Source organism: Pseudomonas sp. OA65, from assembly GCF_017498305.1.
Lineage (GTDB): Bacteria > Pseudomonadota > Gammaproteobacteria > Pseudomonadales > Pseudomonadaceae > Aquipseudomonas > Aquipseudomonas zanjanensis.
Window position 1 is genome coordinate 209,048 of the sequence record NZ_JAGDEZ010000002.1, and the last position, 24,731, is coordinate 233,778.

18 protein-coding genes are annotated in these 24,731 nt (G+C 63.3%); 14 read left to right on the forward strand and 4 right to left on the reverse strand.

Annotated features, from left to right (window positions below; translation table 11 throughout):
* Nucleotides 1-431 precede the first annotated feature (431 nt).
* From J3361_RS02575 to J3361_RS02585, 3 genes are all read right to left on the reverse strand, one after another.
* Nucleotides 432-3,527, reverse strand: coding sequence for an efflux RND transporter permease subunit (locus J3361_RS02575; RefSeq protein ID WP_207962173.1), 3,096 nt, complete (start codon nucleotides 3,525-3,527; stop codon nucleotides 432-434).
* A gap of 3 nt (nucleotides 3,528-3,530) precedes the next feature.
* Nucleotides 3,531-4,700: an efflux RND transporter periplasmic adaptor subunit gene (locus tag J3361_RS02580; RefSeq protein ID WP_207962175.1), complete on the reverse strand. Its 1,170-nt coding sequence runs from the start codon at nucleotides 4,698-4,700 to the stop codon at nucleotides 3,531-3,533.
* An 89-nt stretch (nucleotides 4,701-4,789) separates the two neighbouring features.
* Complete coding sequence (locus tag J3361_RS02585) at nucleotides 4,790-6,841, reverse strand: methyl-accepting chemotaxis protein (RefSeq protein WP_207962177.1); 2,052 nt, start codon at nucleotides 6,839-6,841, stop codon at nucleotides 4,790-4,792.
* Between the two features lie 473 nt (nucleotides 6,842-7,314).
* Here J3361_RS02585 and J3361_RS02590 point away from each other — a divergent pair, with 473 nt between their 5' ends.
* The 4 genes from J3361_RS02590 (at nucleotide 7,315) to J3361_RS02605 (ending at nucleotide 13,040) form a co-directional block, all read left to right on the forward strand.
* Nucleotides 7,315-8,763: an APC family permease gene (locus tag J3361_RS02590; protein WP_207962179.1), complete on the forward strand. Its 1,449-nt coding sequence runs from the start codon at nucleotides 7,315-7,317 to the stop codon at nucleotides 8,761-8,763.
* Nucleotides 8,764-8,848: 85 nt separating this feature from the next.
* A complete protein-coding gene (locus tag J3361_RS02595) occupies nucleotides 8,849-10,270 on the forward strand; it encodes an aldehyde dehydrogenase family protein (RefSeq protein WP_207962181.1) in 1,422 nt (473 codons plus the stop codon).
* Between the two features lie 11 nt (nucleotides 10,271-10,281).
* Entirely contained in the window at nucleotides 10,282-11,631 is a 1,350-nt protein-coding gene (locus J3361_RS02600; RefSeq protein WP_207962189.1) for an aminotransferase class III-fold pyridoxal phosphate-dependent enzyme, read from the forward strand.
* A gap of 83 nt (nucleotides 11,632-11,714) precedes the next feature.
* Nucleotides 11,715-13,040 (forward strand): hypothetical protein, encoded by a 1,326-nt coding sequence (locus tag J3361_RS02605; RefSeq protein ID WP_207962191.1) that lies wholly within the window; start codon nucleotides 11,715-11,717, stop codon nucleotides 13,038-13,040.
* Between the two features lie 196 nt (nucleotides 13,041-13,236).
* On the opposite strand, the gene J3361_RS02610 is transcribed toward J3361_RS02605, so the two are convergent.
* The gene (locus J3361_RS02610) at nucleotides 13,237-13,989 is read right to left on the reverse strand and encodes an IclR family transcriptional regulator (RefSeq protein ID WP_207962193.1); all 753 of its coding nucleotides are present in this window, start codon (nucleotides 13,987-13,989) and stop codon (nucleotides 13,237-13,239) included.
* 272 nt (nucleotides 13,990-14,261) lie between these two features.
* Here J3361_RS02610 and J3361_RS02615 point away from each other — a divergent pair, with 272 nt between their 5' ends.
* The 10 genes from J3361_RS02615 (at nucleotide 14,262) to J3361_RS02660 (ending at nucleotide 24,649) form a co-directional block, all read left to right on the forward strand.
* Nucleotides 14,262-15,803, forward strand: a complete 1,542-nt coding sequence (locus J3361_RS02615) for an acetolactate synthase large subunit (protein ID WP_207962195.1) — start codon at nucleotides 14,262-14,264, stop codon at nucleotides 15,801-15,803.
* Between the two features lie 10 nt (nucleotides 15,804-15,813).
* Nucleotides 15,814-17,304 (forward strand): aldehyde dehydrogenase family protein, encoded by a 1,491-nt coding sequence (locus tag J3361_RS02620; protein WP_207962197.1) that lies wholly within the window; start codon nucleotides 15,814-15,816, stop codon nucleotides 17,302-17,304.
* Between the two features lie 26 nt (nucleotides 17,305-17,330).
* A complete protein-coding gene (locus J3361_RS02625; RefSeq protein ID WP_186705869.1) occupies nucleotides 17,331-18,125 on the forward strand; it encodes an SDR family oxidoreductase in 795 nt (264 codons plus the stop codon).
* A gap of 12 nt (nucleotides 18,126-18,137) precedes the next feature.
* The gene (locus J3361_RS02630) at nucleotides 18,138-19,178 is read left to right on the forward strand and encodes a YCF48-related protein (RefSeq protein WP_207962199.1); all 1,041 of its coding nucleotides are present in this window, start codon (nucleotides 18,138-18,140) and stop codon (nucleotides 19,176-19,178) included.
* An 11-nt stretch (nucleotides 19,179-19,189) separates the two neighbouring features.
* Complete coding sequence (locus J3361_RS02635) at nucleotides 19,190-19,639, forward strand: VOC family protein (protein WP_053122009.1); 450 nt, start codon at nucleotides 19,190-19,192, stop codon at nucleotides 19,637-19,639.
* A 14-nt stretch (nucleotides 19,640-19,653) separates the two neighbouring features.
* Nucleotides 19,654-20,256: an amino acid synthesis family protein gene (locus tag J3361_RS02640; protein WP_186705872.1), complete on the forward strand. Its 603-nt coding sequence runs from the start codon at nucleotides 19,654-19,656 to the stop codon at nucleotides 20,254-20,256.
* A 27-nt stretch (nucleotides 20,257-20,283) separates the two neighbouring features.
* Nucleotides 20,284-21,147 carry an alpha/beta hydrolase gene (locus tag J3361_RS02645; RefSeq protein WP_207962401.1) on the forward strand — a complete coding sequence of 288 codons (864 nt, stop codon included), beginning with the start codon at nucleotides 20,284-20,286 and terminating at the stop codon, nucleotides 21,145-21,147.
* Nucleotides 21,148-21,149: 2 nt separating this feature from the next.
* Nucleotides 21,150-22,757, forward strand: a complete 1,608-nt coding sequence (locus tag J3361_RS02650) for a bifunctional 3-(3-hydroxy-phenyl)propionate/3-hydroxycinnamic acid hydroxylase (RefSeq protein WP_207962201.1) — start codon at nucleotides 21,150-21,152, stop codon at nucleotides 22,755-22,757.
* On the forward strand, nucleotides 22,754-23,518 hold the full coding sequence (locus J3361_RS02655) for a 2-keto-4-pentenoate hydratase (protein WP_207962203.1): 765 nt from the start codon (nucleotides 22,754-22,756) through the stop codon (nucleotides 23,516-23,518). The genes J3361_RS02650 and J3361_RS02655 overlap by 4 nt, the downstream gene beginning before the upstream one ends.
* Nucleotides 23,519-23,707: 189 nt before the next feature.
* The gene (locus tag J3361_RS02660) at nucleotides 23,708-24,649 is read left to right on the forward strand and encodes a helix-turn-helix domain-containing protein (protein WP_207962205.1); all 942 of its coding nucleotides are present in this window, start codon (nucleotides 23,708-23,710) and stop codon (nucleotides 24,647-24,649) included.
* Nucleotides 24,650-24,731 lie beyond the last annotated feature (82 nt).

The following is a 24,731-nucleotide window of genomic DNA, read 5'->3' on the forward strand; positions in this document are numbered from 1 at the left end:
CTCGCGAAGGCGGCGTCACCGTCAATAAAGATGTTGAATGTGCCGGCCTCTTCGCGAGCAAGCCCGCTCCCACAGTTTGTCCCGGGCGATCGCCGGATAGGCGTTCAACTCAAATCCCTGTGGGAGCGAGCCTGCTCGCGAAGGCGGCGTCACAGTCAATGAAGATGTTGAATGTGCCGGCCTCTTCGCGAGCAAGCCCGCTCCCACAGTTTGTCCCGGGTGATCGCCGGATAGGCGTTCAACTCAAATCCCTGTGGGAGCGAGTCTGCTCGCGAAGGCGGCGTCACCGTCAATAAAGATGTTGAATGTGCCGGCCTCTTCGCGAGCAAGCCCGCTCCCACAGTTTGTCCCGGGCGATCGCCGGATAGGCGTTCAACTCAAATCCCTGTGGGAGCAAAGCTTGCTCGCGATAGCGGTGGCCCGGCCTGGCCTCATTTTGGATCAACACGCCTGACACGCTTCATCACCACCACGAAAAACACCGGCACGAATACCACCGCCAGGGTGGCGGTGATCATGCCGCCGATCACCCCGGTGCCGATGGCCTGCTGGCTCGCCGAACTGGCTCCGGTGGCAATCGCCAGCGGGACCACGCCGAGGATGAACGCCAGCGAGGTCATGATGATCGGCCGCAGGCGCAGGCGCGCGGCCTGGAGCGTGGCGTCGATCAGGTCATGCCCATCGTCGTACAGGCTCTTGGCGAACTCGATGATCAGGATCGCGTTCTTTGCCGACAGGCCGATGATGGTAATCAGCCCGATCTTGAAGAACACATCGTTGGGCATCCCGCGCAACGACACGGCCAGCACCGCGCCGAGCACACCCAGCGGCACCACCAGCAACACCGAGGTCGGGATCGACCAACTCTCGTACAGCGCCGCCAGGCACAGGAACACCACCAGCAGCGACAGGCCCAGCAGGATCGGCGCCTGGCTGCCGGACAGACGTTCCTGCAAGGACAACCCGGTCCATTCCTGGCCCAGGCCCGTCGGCCCTTGGGCCACCAACCGTTCGATTTCAGCCATGGCTTGCCCGGTGCTGTAGCCCGGTGCCGGTTCGCCGGAAATGCTCACCGCCGGATAACCGTTATAGCGGGTCAATTGCGCCGGCCCCTGGGTCCAGCGGGCCTGGACGAAGGCCGACAACGGCACCATTTTCCCGCTGCTGTTACGCACGTGAATCTTCAGCAAGTCCTCGACCTGGCTGCGCTGGTCGCCCTCGGCCTGCACCACCACGCGCTGCATCCGCCCCTGGTTGGGGAAGTCGTTGATATAGGCCGAACCCACCGCCGTGGACAACACACCACCGACGTCGGCGAAGGAAATGCCCAGGGCATTGGCCTGCTTGCGGTCGACCTCCAATTGCACCTGCGGTGCCTCCGCCAGGGCGCTTTCGCGGACATTGATCAGCACCGGGCTTTTTTCGGCGGCGGCGAGCAATTCGCTGCGGGCCTGCATCAGCGTGGCGTGGCCGAGGCCGCCACGGTCCTGCAAGCGGAACTCGAAACCGCTGGAGGTGCCCAGGCCGTCCACGGGCGGCGGCAACACCGAGAACGCCATGGCGTCCTTGATCTGACTCAGCGCCAGGTTCGCGCGGTCGGCGATGGACGCCGCCGAGTCCTCGGCGCCGCGTTGCGACCAGTCCTTGAGGGTGGTGAACGCCAGGGCCGCGTTCTGCCCGCTGCCGGAGAAACTGAAACCGAGGATGACCGTGCTGTCGCCGACCCCCGGCTCACCGGCGTTGTGCGCTTCGATCTGCTCCACCACCTGCACCGTCCGGTTTTTGCTCGCGCCCGGTGGCAGCTGGATGTCGGTGATGGTGTAGCCCTGGTCTTCCACCGGCAGGAACGAGGAGGGCAAGCGACTGAACAGCAGGCCCATGCCCACCAGCAGCACGCCGTAGATCAGTAGATAACGGCCGCTGCGTTTCAGCGCATAAGCCACCCATCCCTGATAGCGGTCGCCGAATCGGTCGAAGCCACGGTTGAACCAGCCGAAGAAACCGTTTTTGCCGTGGTGATCACCTTGGGCGACCGGTTTGAGCAAGGTCGCGCAAAGTGCCGGGGTCAAGGTCAGGGCGAGAAAGGCCGAGAACAAAATCGACGTCGCCATCGACAGCGAGAACTGTTGGTAAATCACCCCCACCGAGCCCTGCATGAACGCCATCGGAATGAACACCGCCACCAGCACCAGGGTAATGCCGATGATCGCACCGGTGATCTGCCCCATGGCCTTGCGCGTGGCTTCCTTGGGCGACAAGCCTTCCTGGGCCATGATTCGCTCGACGTTCTCCACCACCACGATGGCGTCGTCCACCAGGATGCCGATGGCCAGCACCATGCCGAACATGGTCAACACGTTGATCGAGAACCCCAGCGCGAGCATCGTGGCGAAGGTGCCCATCAACGCCACCGGCACCACCAATGTCGGGATCAGCGTGTAGCGGATGTTCTGCAGGAACAGGAACATCACCGCGAACACCAGCAGCATCGCTTCGCCGAGGGTATAGATCACTTTGGTGATCGAGACTTTGACGAACGGCGAGGTGTCGTAGGGGATCTTGTATTCCACGCCGGCCGGGAAGTAGCGCGCCAGCTCATCCATCTTGTTGCGCACCAGGGTCGCGGTGTTCAACGCGTTGGCGCCCGGTGACAACTGCACCGCCACCGCAGTGGATGGCTTGCCGTTCAGGCGCGTGGAAAACTGGTATTCCTGGCTGCCGATTTCCACCCGTGCCACATCGGCGATGCGCACCGTCGAGCCATCGGGGTTGGCCTTGAGCACAATGTCGGCGAACTCTTGGGGCGTGTTGAGCTGGCCTTTGACGACAATGGTCGCGGTGATTTCCTGGGTGCTGCGGCTCGGCAGATCCCCCAGGCTGCCCGCCGACACCTGGGCGTTCTGTGCCACGATGGCGGCGTTGACGTCGGCCGGGGTCAGGTTGAAACCCACCAGTTTCCGGGGGTCGATCCAGATCCGCATGGCCCGCTCGGCGCCGTACAGCTGGGCCTTGCCGACACCGTCCAGGCGCTTGATCTCGTTCATCACGTTGCGCGCCAGGTAGTCGCTGAGGGCCACGTCGTCGAGCTTGCCGTCGTTGGAGGTGAGGGTGATCAGCAGCAGGAAGCCGGCCGAGACTTTGTCCACCTGCAAGCCCTGCTGCGTGACTGCTTGCGGCAGGCGCGACTCCACCGCCTTGAGGCGATTCTGCACATCGACCTGGGCCAGTTCCGGGTTGGTCCCGGGTTGGAAGGTCGCGGTGATGGTGGCGCTGCCCAGGCTGCTTTGGGATTCGAAATACAGCAGGTTGTCGGTGCCGTTGAGTTCTTCCTCGATCAGGCTGACCACGCTTTCGTCCACGGTTTGCGCCGAAGCGCCCGGGTACACGGTGTAGATCTCGATTTGTGGTGGGGCCACGACCGGGTATTGCGCCACCGGCAGTTGTGGGATGGCCAGGACACCGGATAACAGAATGAACAAGGCGACGACCCAGGCGAACACCGGGCGGTCGATGAAGAATTGCGGCATGGCTTAGTGTCCTGCCTGTGGCCCGGGAACCTGGGCGAGGGGAAGTGGGGAGTCGTCGACCTGGACTTGCTCGCCGGGACGTGCGTGTTGCAGGCCTTCGATGACGATGCGGTCGCCGGGTTTCAAGCCGTGGGTAACGACCCAGCGATCGTTTTGTGCGGCGCCCAGTTGCACCGGTTGCTGGCTGACCCTTTGCTCGGCGTCCAGCAGCAACACCTGGGCGACCCCGGCACTGTCCCGCAGGATGGCCCGTTGCGGCACGGTGATGCCTTGGCTGTTGACCGCTTGTTCGAGGCGCACGCGGATGAAACTGCCCGGCAGCAGGTCCAGGTCGGGGTTGGGGAATTCGCTGCGCAAGGTGATCTGACCGGTGCTCGGGTCGACACTGAGGTCGGTGAACAGCAACTTGCCGGGCAACGGGTAAGGGCTGCCGTCGTCCTGGATCAAGGTGGCCTTGGCCTGGCCCTGGCCGACTGCCTGCAACTGCCCTGCGCGAAAGGCGCGGCGCAGGTCGTTGAGTTCGCGGGTCGATTGCGTGAGGTCGGCGTGGATCGGGTCCAGTTGCTGGATCAGCGCCAACGGCGTGCTTTCGTTCTGCCCCACCAAGGCACCTTCCGTCACCAGGGCGCGGCCGATGCGCCCGGAAATCGGCGCGGTCACCGTGGCATACCCCAGGTTCAGCTTCGCCCGTTCCACCGCGGCCTTGCTGGCGGCGACGTCAGCGGCCGTCTGGCGCACGTTGGCCCGGGCGTTGTCGTAGTCCTGGCCACTGATCGCCTTGTCATCGATCAACTGGGCATAACGCTGGGCTTGCAAGCGGGCCTGGAACGCATTGGCCTCGGCCTTGCGCAACGCCGCCTCGGCACTGTCCAGGTCGGCCTTGAACGGCGCCGGATCGATGCGAAACAGCACCTCGCCCTGCTTGACGTCACGGCCCTCATGGAACACCCGCTGCAAGACCACGCCGGCCACCCGCGCCCGGACTTCGGCGACCCGTGGCGCGGCGATCCGCCCGCTCAGCTCGTTGCTGATCGACAGTGGCCGGGCCTGGACGGTTTCGACACGCACGCTGGGCAGCGGGGCGGACGCTTCCGGGTTCGAGGCGCTGTCACAGCCACTGAGCAGCAATGCGCCTGCCAACAGGCCCAGGGTGACGAAAGGAGTCTTGGACATGGTGCTTCCCCACGATTGAGCCGCCCATGGTAGGGATCGAGGCCGGCGGCAGGGGTGAAGCTTTGTAGGCGCTCTGTGAAATTGTGTAATCAGATCCGAAAATGCCCCACCAACTGCTGCTGATGGTTGGCCATGGCATGCAACGAGTGGCTCGCCTGCGAGGCCTCTTCCATGCGGCTGGTCAAGGTTTCACTGATGCCGCGAATGTCGCTGACGCGGTGGCTGATGTCTTCCACCACAGCGCTTTGCTCCAGGGCCGCGCTGGCGATCTGCTGGTTCATGTGTTCGATCACTTCCACGGCGTCGGTGATGCGCTGCAGCGCTGCCTGGGTCTTATCGACTTGAACGACGCTGTCCCGGGCCAGCTCGCGGCTTGACTGAGTGCTGTGCACGACGTCCTGGCTCAGTTGCTGCAACGCTTCGATCACCGAGCGTATTTGTTCGACCGAGTTCTGCGTATTGCTTGCCAGATGCCGGACTTCGTCGGCCACCACCGCGAAGCCACGGCCCTGTTCGCCAGCGCGGGCGGCCTCGATGGCGGCATTCAACGCCAGCAGGTTGGTCTGCTGGGCAATCGCACAAATCACATCCAGCACCTGGCCGATGTGCTGACTGTTGCCGGCCAGTGCCTGCACTTGCTCGAGGGTGGTTTCCAGGCAGCGGTCGAGGCTGTCGATGCTGTTGACCGCGTTGGCGAACAATTCACGCCCCGATCGGCTAGCGTTTTCGGCAACGGTGGCGGCATCGGCAGCCTGGTGGGAATGACGGGCGACTTCCTGGGCGCTGGTGCTCATTTCATGCAAGGCGGTTGCCGCCAGTTCGACTTCCCGGTACTGCGTGTGCATGCCCGCGCTGACTTCCCGGGCCACCTGCGCCGAGGTGTCGGCGGTGTTGCGGGTGTCGAGGGAGGCTTGCTGGATATCGCGGATGATGGGCTGCAATTTATCGAGAAAACGGTTGAAGCCATGGGCCAGATGGCCCAATTCATCGTGACGGTCGTTGGGCAGGCGCTGGGTGAGATCGCCGTCGCCATCGACAATCGCATCGAGCATTTGCGCCACCCTCAGCAGCGGCCGGGTCACGCTATAAGCGGTGAGCCAGATAAGCACCAGGCCAAGGCCGGCAGCCAGCAAGCCCAGGCCGAGGTTGAACCAGTTGGCCTGGCGATGCTTGTCGTCCAACTGGGCCTGCATGTGCAGGGCCGGCGCTTGCACCAGCGCTTGCGGCACGCGTATCTGCAATTGCCAGGGGGCGTTTGCCGGAGCGGTTTGCACGGTTTGCTGCACGTCGACAGACGTACCCGTCACGGTGCCGCTGTGGCCGGCAATTTGCCCGGATGGGGAAAGGATGTTGATTTCGCTGTGGCCGGGATACAGGTCGTTGGCCAGGCTCGCGGCGAGCTGCTGGAGCGTATCGAGGCTGATGTCCATGCCGACGACACCGATGACTTTGCCCTGGTCCAGCAGCGGTATGGAGATGCTGCTCATCAACGTCTTCTGGCCTTCGACCTCGATCGCATAGGGCTCGGTCACGCAGGTGCGCTCTTGGGTCTGGGGGCAGACGTACCAGGCGTTGGCTGGCTCGCTGCCCGGTGGCGCGGTGTTGGCACTGATCTGGGCTTCGCTGAGCACTTCTTGCACCAGATGGCCGGGTTGGCTTTGCGACCAGTACAGGGCAAAGCGACCTATTTCATTGCCGGCCAGATCCCGTTGGCCGGTGAAGCCGGCATCTTCACCGACCAGCGCGTCGGGAAGCAGCACCACGTAGAAGCCCAGCACTTTTTCGCGGTTCTGAAGGGCCTGGCGGGTCGCGGCGATCAAGTCCCGACGCAGTTGCCCCGGTGTCAGTCGCCCGTTCCACGCCTGGGCGCGCAGTTGCAGGACTTGCTGGGCAAAACCTTCCCCATAGATCGCCGTTTCGCTGAAAAACCGTTCCACCCGCTGGCCGTGTGCCAAGCCCTGTGCCTGCAAACCTTCCAGGGCCGAGCGCCCCAGCAGTTGACTGCTTTGCTGTTTGAGCAACGTTGCGCTTTGCTGGCTCTGATACAGCGAGGCACCGGTCAGTGCCCCGACGACGGCCAGCAGGCACAGGCCGCTCAGGAGCGTGATCCGCCATTGGATAGAGAGACGAGTGAAGGACATGCTGAGGTTTTCCTGCGCGTGGGGATTTTTATTGTTCTGTGCCCAGCACGGTTTGAGCGGTGGGCGAGGTTATCTTGCGGCAGGGGGCACTTTCCCGTTATCCCGAATCGGCAGCGGTTGTGCGCCGGCATTGGGCAATGCGGCTCCGCCAAGAAAACACAAAACCTGTGGCGAGGGAGCTTGCTCCCGCTGGACTGCGCAGCAGGCCCAAAAAAGAGGGGCCGCTGCGCGACCCAGCGGGAGCAAGCTCCCTCGCCACAGGGATGTCGTGGGTCCTAAGTGAATAGGGTTACAGCTGGGCTGACCTGTTTTGGGGCGCGGCTTCGGATGCTGCCGTTTTGGGATAGCGAAGGGTTTTGGCCAAGGCCTAGCATCGAATCCAGCGTGCAAGCAGAACAATAAGCGCTTGGAAGTCGGCGAAGTTGGCATCTGCGATCCAGCAACAACTGCCTCATACAATAAGGTCAAGAACAATGAGCGTATCTTTCCCGATCAGCAGCTCGACGGAGTTGAAACGCGGTGCCCTGGGTGTCGGCTTCATCATCTTCTTCGTGATTTCGGCGGCGAGCCCCTTGAGTGTCATCGCCGGTGGCTTCCCCATTGGCATCATGCTGGGCAATGGCGCTGGTACCCCGGCGTTGCTGCTCCTGGCGCTGTTGGTGCTGTTGGCATTTTCGGCGGGCTACACCGCCATGTCCCGGCACATGACCAATGCCGGTGGTTTTTATGCGTTCACCTCCCGCGGCCTGGGTGGCTTGGCCGGTGGCGCGGCGGGGGTGTTGGCGATGTTCGCCTACAACATTCTCCAGGTCGGCCTGTACGGCATGTTCGGCGGCGTGGTCAGCGGCACGATGGCCAGCGTCTTTGGCCTGGACTTGCCGTGGTGGACCTATTCGCTCCTGGCGATGGCGAGCATCGCGATTCTTGGCTATCGCAAGATCGACCTGTCGGCCCGGGTGCTGTCGGTGGTGGTCATTGCCGAATACCTGGCGATCCTGACGCTGGATTTCGCCATCCTCAAGACCGGTGGCGACAGCGGCATCAACCTCGATTCGTTCGATCGCAGCCATGTGTTCAGCGGTACGCCATCCATCGGTTTATTGTTCTGCTTCGCGGCGTTCATCGGCTTCGAGGCCACCACCATTTACGGCGAGGAGGCCAGGAACCCGCACCGTACGATTCCCATTGCCACCTATAGCTCGGTGCTGTTGATCGGTGGCTTCTATGCCTTGTCGGTCTGGGCCATGGTGATTGGCGTAGGGGCGGACAAGATCGTGCCGACCCTGCAAGCGCTGCAGGATCCCACCACGTTCATCTACGGCATGTCCGATCACTTTGTCGGCCCACACCTGACCCAGATCATCCGCGTGCTGTTCATGGTCAGCATCTACGCCGGGTTGCTGGCGTTCCACAACGCCGCGGCACGTTACTTCTATGCCATCGGGCGTGACGGTTTGCTGCACAGCCGCTTGGGCACCACTCATCGCGTGCATCAAAGCCCGCACATGGGCTCGGTCCTGCAAAGCCTGATCGCCGCGGTGGTGGTGCTGATCTTCGCCGCGTTGGATGCCGATCCGATCCTGCAACTGTTCGCCTGGTTTTCCAACCTGGCCACGCTGTGCGTGATCCTGCTCATGGCCCTGACCTCGGCGGCGGTATTGGTTTATTTCCGCGCGCACCCGGAGTTGAAGCTGGGGCTCTGGCGCGGTCGGATTCTACCGGGCTTCTCGTGCCTGGCCTTGTTGGCGGTCCTGGCCCTTGCGGTGATTCATTTCGACGTGCTGACCGGCGCCAGCCAACTTTTGTCCTACGGACTCTGTGCGGTGATTCCCGTCGCGCTGATCGTCGGCGTGTACCTCGCCGCCCGATTGCGCAAGGCCTCGCCCGAGCGGTTCATGGCGTTGGGCAGCCACAAGCTCTAGGGCAGCGCGCGACCCCATCAATCTACCCAGACAATAAATCCGCTGTCGTTCGGGACGGTCCGGCAGCGCGCGAAAGGAAGGTGTCATGCACGATTATCAAATGCTCATAAATGGGGTCCGGGTCGACGGCGAGAACGGCCACTTCGATGTGCTCAATCCAGCCACCGCCACGGTGTTCGCCCGCTGCCCGGCCGGTTCCCTGGCCCAACTGGACCTTGCCGTCGAGGCGGCGCAAGCGGCCTTTGTCGAGTGGCGCCACAGCACCCATGAAGATCGCCGCCAACGCCTGCTGAGTATTGCGGCAGACATCGAGCAGGACGCCGAGTCGTTGGCCCGGCTGATTGTCCTGGAGCAGGGCAAGCCGCTGGAACTGGCTTTTTCCGAAGTGATGGGCGCAGTGGCCTGGACGCGCTACGCCGCCGAACAACAGATCCCCGTGGAGTTGGTGGAAGAAACCCCGAGCCAGCGCATCGAGCTGCACCGCAAGCCGTTGGGCGTCGTCGCGTCGATCACGCCCTGGAACTGGCCGTTCATGATCGCCGTCTGGCACATCATGCCGGCGTTGCGGGCCGGTAACTGTGTGATCAGCAAACCGTCAAGCCTGACGCCCCTGAGCACCCTGCACCTGGTGGAGATCATCGCGCGCCATGTGCCTCGAGGCGTGATCAATAGCGTGACCGGCGAACAAGGTTTTGGCAGCGCGATCACGGCCCATGCCGGTATCCAGAAAATCGTCTTCACCGGCTCGACCGCCACCGGCCAAAGCGTGATGCGCGGTGCCGCCGGCAACCTCAAGCGCCTGACCCTGGAACTGGGCGGTAACGACGCCGCCATCGTGCTGCCCGGGACCCCGGTGGAGGCGGTGGCCGAAGACATTTTCCAGGCGGCCTTCCTGAACATGGGCCAGACCTGCGCGGCGCTCAAGCGTTTGTACATCCACCAATCCCAGTACGAAGCCTTTGCCCAGGCCCTGGCCCAGATCGCCCAGCGTCAGGTGGTGGGTGACGGCTTGGCGCCTGGGGTCACGTTTGGCCCGGTGCAGAACCTCGAACAGTTGAAGCTGGTTGAGGAATTGGTGGCCGATGCCCGTGCCCATGGAGCGCGGGTGTTGTGCGGCGGTGCCCGTCTGGACCGCCCGGGCTTTTTCTACCCGCCGACGTTGGTCGCCGATGTGACCGACGGGCAGCGCCTGGTGGACGAGGAACAGTTCGGCCCGGTGTTGCCCCTGATCGCCTATGAGGATGTCGAGGACGTCCTGCGTCGCGCCAATGCCGGCGACATGGGCCTGGGAGGGTCGGTCTGGGGCCGCGACAGCGAGCAGGCCCAGGCCCTGGCCAGTCGCCTGGAATGCGGCATGGCCTGGGTCAACTGCCATGCGCAGATCCAGCCGAATACGCCGTTTGGCGGCAGCAAGATGTCCGGGTTCGGCGTCGAGTTCGGCCTTGAAGGGTTACTGGAGTTCACCGGCCAGCAACTGCTGTACGTACGCAAGCGTGAAACAAAGTGAGGACTGCAACCATGTACGAGCACTACAAGACAGCACAGAAGAAGTTCTGGCACCCGATGAGTTCTTCGGCGCCCGCCAACCGCTCCAAGACGTTGATCATCGCCCGCGGCGACGGCAACTACATCACCGATATCGAGGGGCATCGCATGCTCGACGGTGTTGGCGGCCTGTGGAACGTGAACGTGGGCCATAACCGGCCTTCGGTGAAGGCGGCCATCGCCGCGCAGATGGACGAACTGGCTTATTACCAGACCTTCGACGGCATTGCCCATCCACGGGTGTTCGACCTGGCCGAGCGGCTGACGTCGATGTTCGCCCAGGAAAACATGGCGCGGGTGCTGTTCAGTTCCGGCGGTTCCGATGCGGTCGAGACGGCCCTGAAAATGGCTCGCCAATACTGGATCGCCAGCGGCGAGCCAGGGCGCACGCGCTTCCTGTCGTTGCGCAATGGCTACCATGGCGTGCACATGGGCGGTACCTCCGTCGGTGGCAATGGGGTCTATCACTACAACCACGGGCCGCTGTTGGCCGGCTGTCATCTGCTCGATACGCCGTGGCTGTACCGCAACCCTTGGGACTGCCGTGACCCAGAGGAATTGACCGCTCATTGCATTCGCCAGTTGGAAGACCAGATCGCGCTGCTCGGCCCGCAGACCATTGCCGCGTTGATCGCCGAGCCGGTGCAAGGCGCCGGTGGCGTGATCGTGCCGCCAGCGCATTACTGGAAGCGGCTGCGGGAAGTCTGCGACCGCCACGGCATCCTGTTGATCGCCGATGAGGTGGTCACCGGATTCGGTCGCACCGGCTGCATGCTTGGCAGCCGGGGTTGGGGCGTCGCGCCTGACGTGCTGTGCCTGGCCAAGGGCATCACCGCCGGTTACATCCCCATGGGCGCCACGGTCTTCAACCAGCGCATCGTCGATGCCATCGAAAACGCTCCGGGCTTCGGCAGCGTGATCATGCACGGCTACACCTACAGCGGACATCCGACGGCGTGTGCGGCGGCCCTGGCGGTATTGGACATCGTCGAGGCCGAGGACTTGCCGGGCAACGCCGGCAAAGTCGGTGCCCAATTGCTGGAGCAATTGCAGCCGCTGACCGAACGTTATGCGGTGGTGGGCGAGGTTCGCGGCAAGGGCTTGATGATCGCCGTGGACCTGGTGGCGGACAAGCTCACCCGTGAGCCGCTAGACCCCGCCAACGGCCTGGCCTCGCGCATCGCCGAGCAGGCGCGTCGGGCCGGCGTATTGGTGCGCCCGATTGGCAACAAGATCGTGATGTCGCCGCCGCTGACCCTCACCAGCGACGAGGCCGCGCTGATGGTCGGTGCGTTGGACGGTGCGCTCGCCGACTGCCGCTGATCTGTAAGCCGGCGCGGTATGCCGTGCCGGCTCCCTGAATATAAAAACAGCCTTCAAAAGGCGCAGCACAAGGAGCTTCAACCATGCGGAACCTATCGCGTATGGAAATTTTCGGCAGTGGCCTGGCCTGTACGCTGGCGCTTTGCGCCGCGACTCAGGTCCAGGCCTATGAGTTGTATGCCGATGACGACACGCATTTCAACGCCGACTTCCTTGCCGTGTTCGGCCATTTCAACAGTCGCAAGAACTACGACGGCAGGTCCGGCGGTTCAACCTGGCGTGAAGGCTTTATCAAGTATGGCGTCAGCGGCGACCAGGGCCTGGCCGGCCATGGCACCGCCTACGGCGCGTTCAGCCTGGTCAGTTCCGCCACCTGGGGCGATGGTGACGCGGCCGGCAATTCGCTGGGCAGCGAGCGCACGACGAAGATCGAAGACGCTTACCTGGGGTGGCGCTCCGCCGACCTGTTCCCCGTGCTGGGGCAGGACGGTGTCGATATCTCCGGCGGGCGCCAGGTGGTCAAGTTGGGCAGGGGATTTTTGATCAACGATGACGGGCCGAACCTGGGCAAAGGGCCCGCCGACGGTCGCTTGAATCGCGGTGGCGCCTATTACCTGGCGGCCCGGCACGCGTTCGATCAGACCGCGGTGTTGCGCCTGGGCGGGCAGGAGGGGCTGCATGGCAGCGTGGTGTGGCTCAAGTCCGACAACCGCGCCCAGGCGGAAACCGAACTGGCCGCCGGCACGCTGGACTACACCGCCAAGGCCGGGACCTTGGGGTTGACCTGGATCCACGGCCTGGATGTGAATGACCGCTGGGCCAGCGATTTCCAGCGGCAACGCAAGGGCATGGACGTCTACAGTCTTCGCGGTGAAGGCGACGCCGGCATTGAAAATGCGAGCCTGGCGTTCGAATACGCTTGGCAAGACAAGGACGCCGGCCCGCAGAACGCCTGGTACGCCGAGGCCGGCTACACCTTTGTCGATCTCGCCTGGGCCCCCAAGCTGACGTACCGCTACACCCGCTATTCGCAGAAGTGGGATTCGTTGTTCACCGGGCAGAGCACCGGTTATGGCACCTGGTTCCAGGGCGAAGTCGCGGGTAATTATGCCGGGCCCTTCAACAGCAACACGGGCATTCATCATGTCGGCCTGACAGCCAAGCCGTTGGAGAATCTGACCCTTGGTGCGTTGTACTTCGACTACAACACCGTGCGTAAAGACAACGCGCTGAACCTGGATGCCCGCGAGTTGGACCTGTACGCCGAATGGGCGGTGAACGAGCATTTGATCGTCACGCCGCTGATCGGCCTCTACAAGCCGGATCGGGACGCAACGACGGGGGGCAATCAAGTGAGCGGCAATGGCACCAACGTCTACAGCCAGGTGACGGTGGCCGTGCCGTTCTGAGGCCGGAGCTGCTCGCTAAACCCCTGTGGCGAGGGGATTTATCCCCGCTGGGGCGCGAAGCGGCCCTAAATGCAGGCAACCCGGTGTGTCAGACAGATTGAGTTGACTGCTTAGGGGGCTGCTGCGCAGCCCAGCGGGGATAAATCCCCTCGCCACAGGGGGATCGTTTTGCTTGAGTGCGCGGCGTCTGTGTTTTCTAGCCAACCGCAGGCGGATTCTGCATCCGCTCGGCAATCCGCCGGGTCGTGTCCATCACCATTTCAATCACGGTTTCCTGGCGCAGCAGCTTGAAGCTGTCGGTGCTGCCGACGGCCGAAAGGCTGCCCACCACGTCGTCGAGCTCCGGGTTGACGATGGGCGCCGCGATGCCGGTGAGCCCCAGGTTGAGTTCGTCATGGGTCATGCAATAGCCGTCCTTGCGGATCTTTTTCGCGGCCTTGGAAAAGCTTGCCCAGTCATAGCTGCCCTGGGGGTCGTTGGCCAGGTGCTCTTCGAACAGGCGTTGCAGGCGTCGACCCTTCTGGAAAGCGATCAACACCTTGGATTGCGCACCGCGAAAGAACGGCAGCGGCTGGCCGCGCCCGAATGAGAACTGGTAGGTGTCGCTGGGTTCGGCGATGTAGGTGTTGATGATGCGGCCGTCGTAGAAAACGCTGGCAAACACCGCCAGGCCAGTGGCATCGGACAGCTCGTGCATCAACTCGCGGCCGGCCACGAGGATCGGGTCGTACTGCCGCATCATCCAGTCCAGCTCAATGATGCGTGGCCCCAGGCCGTAGCTGCCGGCATCCACCCGCACCAGTAGGCCGGCATCGCACAAATCCTTGACGTAGCGGTACACGGTCGCCCGTGACAGGCCCATGCGCTCGGCGATGGTATCGGGGTCGATCTTCAGCGTGGCCGGGCCGAAAAGGTCCAGCACGCTCAGCATTTTGCTCAGACTGCTCATTTCGCTCCTAGAGGGGGAATGGCGCGTGGGGGGCGTTGGGTGAGCACTATAGGTAGCCGCGGCGGTGATGAAAAGCCCGCGCATGTCCTCAGGAGCGCGTTGCCACGGTAATCGAATGCTTGAGAAATGCAAACTGATTTCCAGTCATTTGCCCTTCAAAAATATGCATTTATCTCAAAATACGATTTTAATGCATAAAAATAGCTTGTTTTGTCGATTTGGTTGTGTGATAAATCTCAGCCACTGCAAACGCTCGATGAAGAGGGCTGGAAATGAATGGTGCGCAACTGATAGTGAAGGCGGCGGTGGCAAGCGGTATCGAATACTGCTTCGCCAATCCCGGAACGACTGAAATCCCCTTGGTGGCAGCCATGGCCAGCGCGCCAGCCCTCAAGCCGGTACTGTCCTTGTTCGAAGGGGTGTGCACCGGTGCGGCGGACGGCTACGGCCGGATTGCCGGCAAACCGGCGATGACCTTGACGCACCTCGGTCCCGGCTTTGCCAATGGCATCGCCAACCTGCACAACGCCCGTCGCGCCAACACCCCGATCGTCAACGTCATCGGCGATCACGCGTCCTGGCACGTCAATTACGATCCGCCGTTGGCCAGTGATATCCAGGCCTTGGCCGGCAGCGTTTCCGCGTGGGTACGTACCTCGCGCACGGCATCGGGCGTTGGTGAAGACTTCCAGGAGGCGGTGCGTGCGGCCTGGCAAGCCAACGGCCAGATCGCCAGCCTGATCCTGCCGATGGACCTGCAAGCCAACACCGTTCAGCACGAGAAAGCCTTCACGGCATTGCAGGCCCCGGTCCGGCGTTTTGCCGGTGACCGGATCGAGGCGGTCGCCCAGGCACTGCGCGATGGCCGGCGCCTGGTGTTTATCGTCGGCGACCAAGGCTTGTCCGTCGCCGGACTCGAAGCGGCGGGACGCCTGGCCCGACTGCCGGGCGTGCGCCTGTTCGCCGAAACCTTTCCCCGCGTGAGTTATCGCGGTGGTGGCCTGCCGGACCTGGATCGCCTGCCTTACTTCCCTGAAGTGGCCATCGAGATCCTGGATCAATATGACGCGGTGGTCTGCGCCGGCGTCCCCGAACCCATCAGCTATTTCGGCTACGAAGGCATTGCCTCGCGGCTGGCAGAGCGCGAACGCCTGCTGTGCCTGGCTGAGGTGGGGGACGACGTTGCCGGGGCGCTCACTGCGCTGGCCGATGCCCTTGAAGCACCGGCTTATGTGCCCACGCCAAGCGGTATCGAACTGCCGCCCAGCGAAGCCACGTTGACGCCCCAGTCCGTGGGCCAGGTGCTGGCCGCGTCGCTGCCGGACGACTGCATCGTGTCGGTGGAAGGCGGGACGTGCGGCTATCCGTTCTTCACTGCCTCGGCCCATGCCGCACGGCATCGGGTCTTGACCAATACCGGTGGGGCCATCGGCCAGGGCATCCCGGTGGGCTTTGGCGCCGCCATGGCCGAGCGTGGCAACAAGGTGTTCTGCCTGCAATCGGACGGCAGTGCCCAGTACACGATCCAGACCTTGTGGAGCATCGCCCGGGAGCAATTGCCGGTGGTGATCCTGATCGCGGCCAACCATCGCTACGCCATCCTGCAAAACGAACTGCGCCGCTTCGGCATGACCGAGCTGGGCCCCGAGGCCCTGAGCCTGACGGTACTGGACCGTCCTCGCATCGATTGGAAGGCCCTGGCCAAGGGCTACGGCTTGCCGGCCAGCACCGTGCACACCAACGGCGAGTTGCAGCGCGCCCTGGCCAACGCCAAGGCCGACGGCGGTCCTTGCCTGATTGAAATGGCGCTGTGAAGGAGGGGATATGAAGCAGATTCAATTGTTGCCCGCGGTCGAGAAGTTCCTGTCGTTACCCGGGCACCTGTTTATCGGCGGCGCCTGGCAGGACGCCGCCGATGGACGTCGGTTTGCCGTGGAAAACCCGGCCACTGAACACACCCTGACGGAAGTCGCCGAAGGCGGCGAACGGGACGTGGATGCCGCCGTCGCCGCCGCCCGCGCGGCCTTCACTGGAGCTTGGGCGCAGCAGTCGCCGGCCCAGCGCGGGTTGCTGTTGTTTCGCCTGGCGGAACTGCTCGACCAGCATCGCGAAGAGCTGGCGCAACTGATCACCCTGGAAAACGGCAAGCCGATCGCCGCGGCCCGGGGTGAAGCGGCCAGCGCGGCCAACATCATCCGTTATTTCGCTGGCTGGCCGACCAAGATCGAAGGCAGCACGTTGCCGGTGTCGCCCGCCAGTGGCGCGCCGATGCTCAACTACACCTTGCGCGAGCCGGTGGGCGTCTGCGCGTTGATCGTGCCGTGGAATTTTCCGCTGACCATGTGCGTGTGGAAGCTCGGCCCGGTGCTGGCGACCGGTTGTGTCGCGGTGCTCAAGCCCGCCGAACAGACGCCCCTGGTCGCCATTCGCCTGGTGCAATTGATCGAAGCCGCCGGTTTCCCGGCCGGGGTGGTCAACCTGCTCACCGGCCTCGGCGCGCGCACTGGCGCACCGCTGGCCCAGCACCCGGACGTGGACAAGATCGCCTTCACCGGTTCGACCCAAGTGGGCCGGCTGATCGCCCAGGCGGCCACCGGCAACATGAAGAAGGTCTCGTTGGAGCTGGGTGGCAAGTCCCCCAACATCATCCTGCCGGACGCCGACATCGTCCGGGCCGCCAAAGGCGCCGCCGATGGCATTTTCTACAACCAGGGCCAGGTCTGCACCGCCGGTTCGCGTCTGTACGTGCACGCCAGTGTCCTCGACCAGGTGCTCGAAGAACTCCAGCACCACGCCGCCGCCCATGTGTTGGGGCCAGGACTGGATCCGGCCAACAGCATGGGCCCGCTGGTCTCGGCCCGGCAATTGGGCACGGTGCGTGGCTACCTGCAACGGGGCCAGGAAGAGGGCGCGGAACTGATCTGCGGCGGTGATCGCCCCGACCATTTGGAGCGCGGCCACTTCATCCGCCCCAGCGTGTTTCTCGACCGCGCCGAGCGCGCCTGTGTCGCCCGGGAAGAAATCTTCGGCCCGGTGCTGACCGTCATGAGCTGGACCGAAATCGACGAGCTGGTGCTGCGTGCCAACGACTCGCCTTATGGCCTGGCGGCCGGACTGTGGACCCGTGACTTGCGCTCCGCCCACCGCGTGGCGGCGCAGTTGAAGGCCGGCTCGGTGTGGATCAACTGCTGGAACGTCGTCGATCCGGCCTCGCCCTTTGGCGGCTACAAGCAATCCGGCTGGGGTCGGGAAATGAGCAAGAACGTGATCGATGCCTACACCGAAACCAAAAGTGTCTTCGTCGATCTGGCCTGAGCCGAATAATCACAAGAGGAACTGCTATGGATCTGGAATTGCAAGGCCGCGTGGCGATCGTCACCGGCGGTGGTATGGGCATCGGCAAGGAAGTCGCGCGCTTTCTGTCCCAGGAAGGTTGCAAGGTGGTGATCTGCGCGCGGCGCATGGAATATCTCCAGCAGGCCGCCGAGGAAATCAGCGCAGAGACCGGCAACGAGGTGCTGCCGCTGTTCTGTGACACCAACCAGATGTCGGCGGTGTCCGACATGGTCGAAGCGGCCCACAAGCACTTTGGCCGCATCGATATCCTGGTCAACGGCGCGGCGGCCCCGTCCGGCGTGGTGCGCAACGACATCGAACATGCCGGCGACGATGAGTTGCTCTCGGATCTCAACACCAAGGTGATCGGCTATTTCCGTTGCGCCAAGGCGGTGACGCCGCACATGAAGGCCGGCGGTTTCGGTCGCATCATCAACATCGGTGGCCTGACCGGGCGTGGCAGCAAGGTGCTCTCGGGCATGCGCAACCTGGCCATCGCCCACATGACCAAGACCCTCTCCGACCAACTCGGCCCGTCCGGCATCACGGTCAACCTGATCCACCCCGGCGTGGTCGACACCCCGCACATCCAGGAGCTGTACGAGCGCGAAGGGGTCAAGCAGGGCAAGACGCCCGAGCAGGTGGAGCAGGGCTACATCGACGCGACGCCGATCCGACGCACCCTGGCCCCCATCGAAATGGGCTGGCTGATCGGTTTCCTCGCGTCCCCCAAGGCCGGTGCGGTGACCGGGGAATCGATTGGCATCGACGGCGGCTTGACCCGTGGCATCTTCATTTGAGGAGCAGCAGTGATGAGTAACGGAACCCTTTTGGTCGCCACCGTCGGGCAAGCGGTGATCCGCAGCGCCGACGACGGTCGCACCTGGCATCGCCTGGGCCTGGGCCAGGACCTGGAATTCGATGCGATCACCCGGTCCTTGAGTTTTCATCCGGGCACGCCCGAGGTGATCTACGCCGGCACCGACGTTGGCCTGTGCGTCAGCCGCGATACCGGCGGCTATTGGCAGCGGGTGGATTCGCCGTTCAATGGGCAGACAGTCTGGAAGGTCGCGGTGGATCCCCAGGATGCGCAGCGGATTTTCGTCGGCACCGGTGCGCCGTCGCGCGCCGTGCTGTGGCGCACCCTCGACGGTGGCCAGAGCTGGGACCGTGCCCCGGTGGAAATCCCGGAATTCTGCGACGGCGTCAGTCGCCCACGCTTGCTGGCCTTCGCCTACGACCCGACAGATCGCAACCAGCTCTGGTTCGGCCTGGAAGAGGGCGGGTTGTTCCACAGCCGTGACGGTGGCGACAGCTGGACCCGCGTCGATGATCGCTTGCTGTGGGACTACAACTCGGACGTGCACAACATCGTGGTCCTGCCCAATCACGGGCAAAAGGTCATCGTCGTGGTGTGCGTCAACGCCGTGTACCGCAGCCTCGACGAAGGGCAGACCTGGACCGGCATCGTCGCCCGGGAAACCTTCGGCTTGTACTACGTGCGCGCCATGAATGCGGCGTTGGGCAGCGAGGATACGCTGTACCTGAGCATCTCCGACGGCACCCCAGGCACCACCAGCAAGGTGCTGGTCTCCCGGGATGCCGCCGTCAGTTGGGAAGTGCTGCCACTGCCGCAACAACCCAACTCCTGTGTCTGGGCGATTGCCTTGAACCCTGCCGACCCTCGCCAGATCGTCGCCGGTACCAAGTACGGGCACCTGTTCACCTCCGAAAACGGTGGTGACGGCTGGCAGAAGCAGTGGCGTGAGTTCAGTGAAATCGCTGATGTGCTCTGGACGCCCGCCGTGGCGCAAATCAAGTCCGGGCATCAATCCATCATCAAGAAAAACTGAGGGACCGTGCGATGAAAGTCGAAGTCGTTCGTACTCACCTGTCGTTGTTCGTGCGCGACCCGGAAGTGTCGGCACGCTGGTATGCCGACGTGCTGGGTATGCATGAAAGCGCCCGGGGTGAAAGCTGGATCATGATGGCGTTTGGTGCCAAGCATCACGACATCGCGTTGCTCCGCGCCGAGCCCGGTGCCCACCAGGGCGGCCTGGGATTGCAGCACTATGGGCTGGAGATCGCGGGCGACATGACCACCCTGCGCAAGCTCTACGGCATGTTGCTGAACAAGGGCGTCGAGGTGGTGAAGATCACCGACCACGAGATCGGCAACGGCGTGTATTTCAACGACCCCGATGGCAATCGCATGGAGTTTTTCCTCGAGTCCGAACACGACGATGCGCTCGGCAAGGCCCGCTTCAAGGCCGCTGGCGCCCCCAGCCGGCATTTCGATCTCGACCCACTTTGAATGAGACTGCTCTTATGAAAACCGCGAATTTCGCCAGTTATCACATCCGCAAATGGTACAGCTTCGTCGAGGAAACCCTGGCCAACGAAACCGGCCAGTTGGCCGACGGTGAGCCACTGTTCAAGTACGCCATCGGCGCGGTGATCGCCAACCCTTACGCTGGCCGTTTCAGTGAAAGCCTGGCCGAGCTGATAGAGCCGTCGCCCTTGCTGGGCCAGGAGTTCGGTCGGCGCATCCGGGTACTGGCGGGCCAGCGTGAGATCGTCAGCTACGGCAAGGCGTGCCTGGTGGGCAGCCAAGGCGAGTACGAGCACGGCAATGCCTTGCTGACCAATCCGGCGGCGGATCCGATCCGTGTCGCGTTGGGCGGCGGCAAGTCCTGGGTGCCTTCCACCGGCAAGCGCGGCGGGCCTGGCGTAACCATCGACGTGCCGCTGGCCCACAAGGACGCGCTGTATGTCCGCTCCCATTACGACAGCATTTCCCTGTCGTTCGGCGATGGTCCGGCGGCCGACGAGTTGATCATCATCTGGGCCTTCGCCACGCGTGGGCGTCTGCATGCCCGTCTGGGTGGTCTCCAGGCTGCCGACGTCAAGGGCAATGACGGCCTGTATTGAGGGGCGCTGATCGTGGAAAGCCAAGGAATATCTGCAAACAGCCAGTTCTTCATCAATCGCTCGGGGATGCGCCTGCACTATTTGTCGTGGGGCGATGCGTCAGGCATTCCCGTGCTGTTGCTGCATGGGCTGCGCTCCTATGCCCAGACCTGGGATGGCCTGGCCAATGCATTGGGCGAGCGATACTGCTGCTATGCCCTCGACCAGCGCGGTCGCGGCTACAGTGACTGGGCGGATGCCTCCAGTTACCGGACCGAGGTCTATGTCAACGATCTTGAAGACCTGGTGGCGCATCTGGGGCTGCAGCGTTTCGTCCTGGTGGGGCATTCTCTGGGTGGCACCAATGCGCTGGAGTATGCGCGGCTCCATCCGGGACGACTGCAAGCACTGGTGATCGAGGACATCGGCCCGGGTTCTTCGGTCAGCGGTGACGGCGCCGCGCGGATTCGGCGCGAGATGAGCCAGACACCGCTGTTGTTTCCTGACTGGGAGAGCGCCGCCCAGTTCTGGCTGCAAGCGCGACCTGGTCTCTCTGAGGAGGGGCTGGCCTCCAGGTTGATGTATTCGATGAAGGAAACCCTGGCTGGAATCGAATGGCGTCACGACCAGCAAAGTATTGCCCAAGCGCGCCTGAGCATTACCCCGACCGATTTGTGGCCGGCGGTGCGGGCGCTGGATTGCCCGACGCTGTTCATTCGTGGCGCCCGTTCCGACTTCCTGCCCCTGGCGACCCTCGAGTCGATAAAACAGGCCAACAAGTGGGTGAGCACAGAGGAAATCGCCGACGCCAGCCATTACGTTCATGATGACCAGAGCGCAATGTTCAACCTTGTCGTCATGGACTATTTGTACGACCAATGCCTAAAACCACAACAACAAAGCGGTGAATAGCGATGAAGCAGGAGAAAACCCAGGTAGTCATCGTGGGCGGCGGCCCGAACGGGATCACGGCCGCTCATTACATGGGGCTGTACGGTATCGACTGCATCGTCCTCGAATTGGCTGACGGCGTCCTGCCGTATCCCCGTGCGGTGGGCATGGATGACGAGGCGCTGCGGGTGTTGCAGGGCATCGGCATCGCTGAGCTGGCCGCACGCGACATGATCAGCAACGTGCCCCTGCGTTACTACAACGCGCGGGGCGTGTGTTTTGCCGAGGTCAAGCCGAGCACGGCGAACTATGGCTGGCCGATGCGCAACATCTTCATGCAGCAGTTGCTGGAAACGACGTTGCGCGAGCAGTTGGGCAAACACGCCAGTGTCGAGTTGCGCCAGGGCCATGAAATGCTCGATCTGGAGCAGGACGCCGAGGGTGTGACCTTGCAGGTGCGCGATGCCCAAGGGGAGCTGTATCAGTTGCAGGCGCAGTACGTGATCGGTGCCGATGGCGGACGTTCCAGCGTGCGCAAGAAACTCGGCATCGAGCTGCTGGGGCTGACCCATCCGCGCAAATGGGTGGTGATCGACACGGCCAATGACAGCCTCGATGCACCCTATACGGCCTTGCATGCCGACCCTCAGCGGCCGTTTGTCTGCATCTACCTGCCGTATCAGCAACGGCGCTGGGAGTTCATGCTCCTGGAGGGCGAAGACGAGGGCAAAATGTGCGAAGAGGCGACGATCCGGGACTTGATCCGCGGGCATATCGGCGAGGCAGTCGATCAACTTGAAATCATCCGGATCCGCGCCTACACCCATAATTCCCGGGTCGCGGCGCGCTTTGTCCAGGGCCGTGTGGCACTGGTGGGGGATGCGGCGCATATTTCCCCGCCCTGGGCCGGGCAGGGGCTCAATTCGGGCCTGCGTGATGTCGCCAACGTCACCTGGAAGCTCGCCGCGATTCTCCAGGGGCGGGCGGCGCCGGCGATCCTGGCCAGTTACGACCAGGAGCGCCGCGGGCACGCGACCGATCTCATCGCGTTGGCCGACAACATGGGCGCGGTCCTGGGGCTGACCAACCCGTTGATGGCCGGGGTGCGGGACTGGTTGTTCCAGGCCGTCAACAGCGTCGACAACCTGCGTTCGCATTTGCTGGAATTCAAGTTCAAACCCAAGGCGACCATCACCAAAGGCCTGGTGTATCACGAGCGTGCCGAATTGCATGAGGATGATCTGGTTGGACAGTTGTTCATCCAACCGTCCATCGAAGATGCCCAGGGTCAGCGTCGGCGCCTGGACGAGGTACTGGGGCATTCGTATGCGGTGCTGGGGTATCGGGTCAATCCGAGCGAACAACTCAGCGAGCAGACCGCTGCTTATTGGGCGCGCTGGGACACGCGTTTCATCCAAATCAATCGCTCACGCAGTGGCGTGGGGCGCAATCAACCCTTGTCTGCCAGCGGTGCCATTTGCGTCGAAGACGTCGATAACCGCCTGGGGGAATGGTTTGCCAAGGTGCGAGATTGCGTCGTGGTGGTGCGGCCGGATCGGTTCGTTGCGGCGATCACCACCCCCGAGCGACTCGAAGGCGTGTTGCGCAAACTGGCGGAGCAACTGTCATGAGGCGCGAAGAGGATCTGCTGGTCCGGCTTCACGATGCCGGGCAGGCCATACACGCCTTGCCTTCGTTGGAACCCGAGGCCGTCGATTTGCCGACGGGCTACACCTTGCAGCGCGAGGCGCTGCGTCGGCGCCAGGTCGGCGGTGAGCGGCTGAGCGGATGGAAAGTGGCCTTCGCTGGCCGCGCCGCCCAGGACCGTTTCGGTATCGATGAGCCGGTATTGGGGGCGCTGACCGATGCCATGGTCGTGGAACCTGGACAGACGGTGTCCCTCGCACGGCTGATCCAGCCGAAGTTGGAAATCGAGCTGGCGTTTGTCCTGGGGCGCACGCTGGTGCCCGGTTTCTATAGCGACGAGGACATTCTCGCCGCCATTTCCGAGGTCGCGCCGGCGTTCGAGATCGCCGATTGCCGTTGGCAAGGCTGGCGTTTCGGCGTCGGCGCGTTTCTGGCCGACAATGCTGCCGCGGCGCTGTATTGCCTGGGTTCGCGGGTCAGGTTTCATCCCGGGCAACTGGCCCACGTGAACTATCGCCTGGAATGTGACGGGGTGCCCTGTGGCGAGGGCAATGCCCAGGCGCGGGAGGACACGCCCCAGGCCAATCTGTGCTGGCTGGTCCGGCGCTTGCTGGCCGATGGGCAGTGTGTCGAAGCGGGGCAGGTGGTGCTGTCCGGATCTTTGTTGGCGCCACTGGACATCAAGGCCGCCGAGTACCGGTTGCACATGCTTGGCATGGAACTGGCTTTGGTTTTCCGGCAATAAGAACGGTTCACGAGTCCGTGGCGAGGGAGCTTGCTCCCGCTGGGCTGCGCAGCAGACCCATTTTTGTGAGCGCTTCGCCCTGGAGCGCCAGCCCGGTCAAGCGGGGGCAAGCTCCCTCGCCACAGGTTTATCGACTTCTTTGGATATCAGCTTCAGGTTTAAGCACAGCGCCACCGAGGAACAATGATCATGTTCGCCGAAGTCCGTACCTTCAATGATCCTCAGCAACACGCCGGTTCGATCCTGGGCTGGCAACAAGTCTATGACCAGCTCGGGCGCGGTTGCCTGTCCAGCGAGCTGCGGCAGGTGTGCGCCGAGCGTTTCCAGATTTTCCAGGAGGTGCTGGATAAACGCGTCGTGCAGCGTGGTTGCGCGCCAAAAGGACGCTTGTGCATTGCCATGTCCCTGGGCGGGGCGCCGGTGGTGCAGGGGCACCAGGTGGGCGCCCACAGCGTCGTGCTGTTGCGCGATGGCGAAGATTTCGTCCTGCACGCCCCGGAAGGCACGCATTTCTTCGCGGCCAATGTCGACACGGTGCGGTTTGCCAAGCTCGCGGCCTACGAACTGTCGGGCGAACAGCTCAAGCGCTTGAAAAGCGTGTCCCAGGTCAGTGTGGATGAGGTGGTGCTGCGTCGGGTGCAACAACGGATCCATCCACTGTTTCGTCACCTTTTGGAACAGACCGATGCGGTCAATCCCGCCGCGGAGAAAATCCTCGAAGACGTTTTGCTCAACGCCTTCCTCGACCTGTTCAGCCACGCCACGGACGAGGTGCGCGGCCGGCGCGGCAATTTTGCCGTCAGTGCCTACCTGGTCAAGCGTTGCCAGGAACTGGTGGTGGCCAGCGCCGATGTGCCCTTGAGCATCCTCGATTTGTGCGAGCAATTGCGGGTCAGCCGCAGGACCCTGCAGAACAGTTTCCAGGCCGTCACCGGCATGCGTCCGGTGGAGTACCTGCGCAACCTGCGGCTCAATGCGGTGCGCCGTCGACTGATCACGACCCGTGCGGCCGCGCTGAATGTCAGTGAAATCGCGGTGGCGATGGGGTTTTTCCACCTGAGCCATTTTGCCGTCCATTACCGGGCGCTGTTTGGCGAGTCTCCCTCGGATACGCCCAGGGCGCCGGCTTGAGGAGCGGTATCCTGCGGTGTTACCGAAGCGCCATCCTGCACCCATAAAAGGCAGCCGCTGAGCTGTTTGGTAGCACACCTGT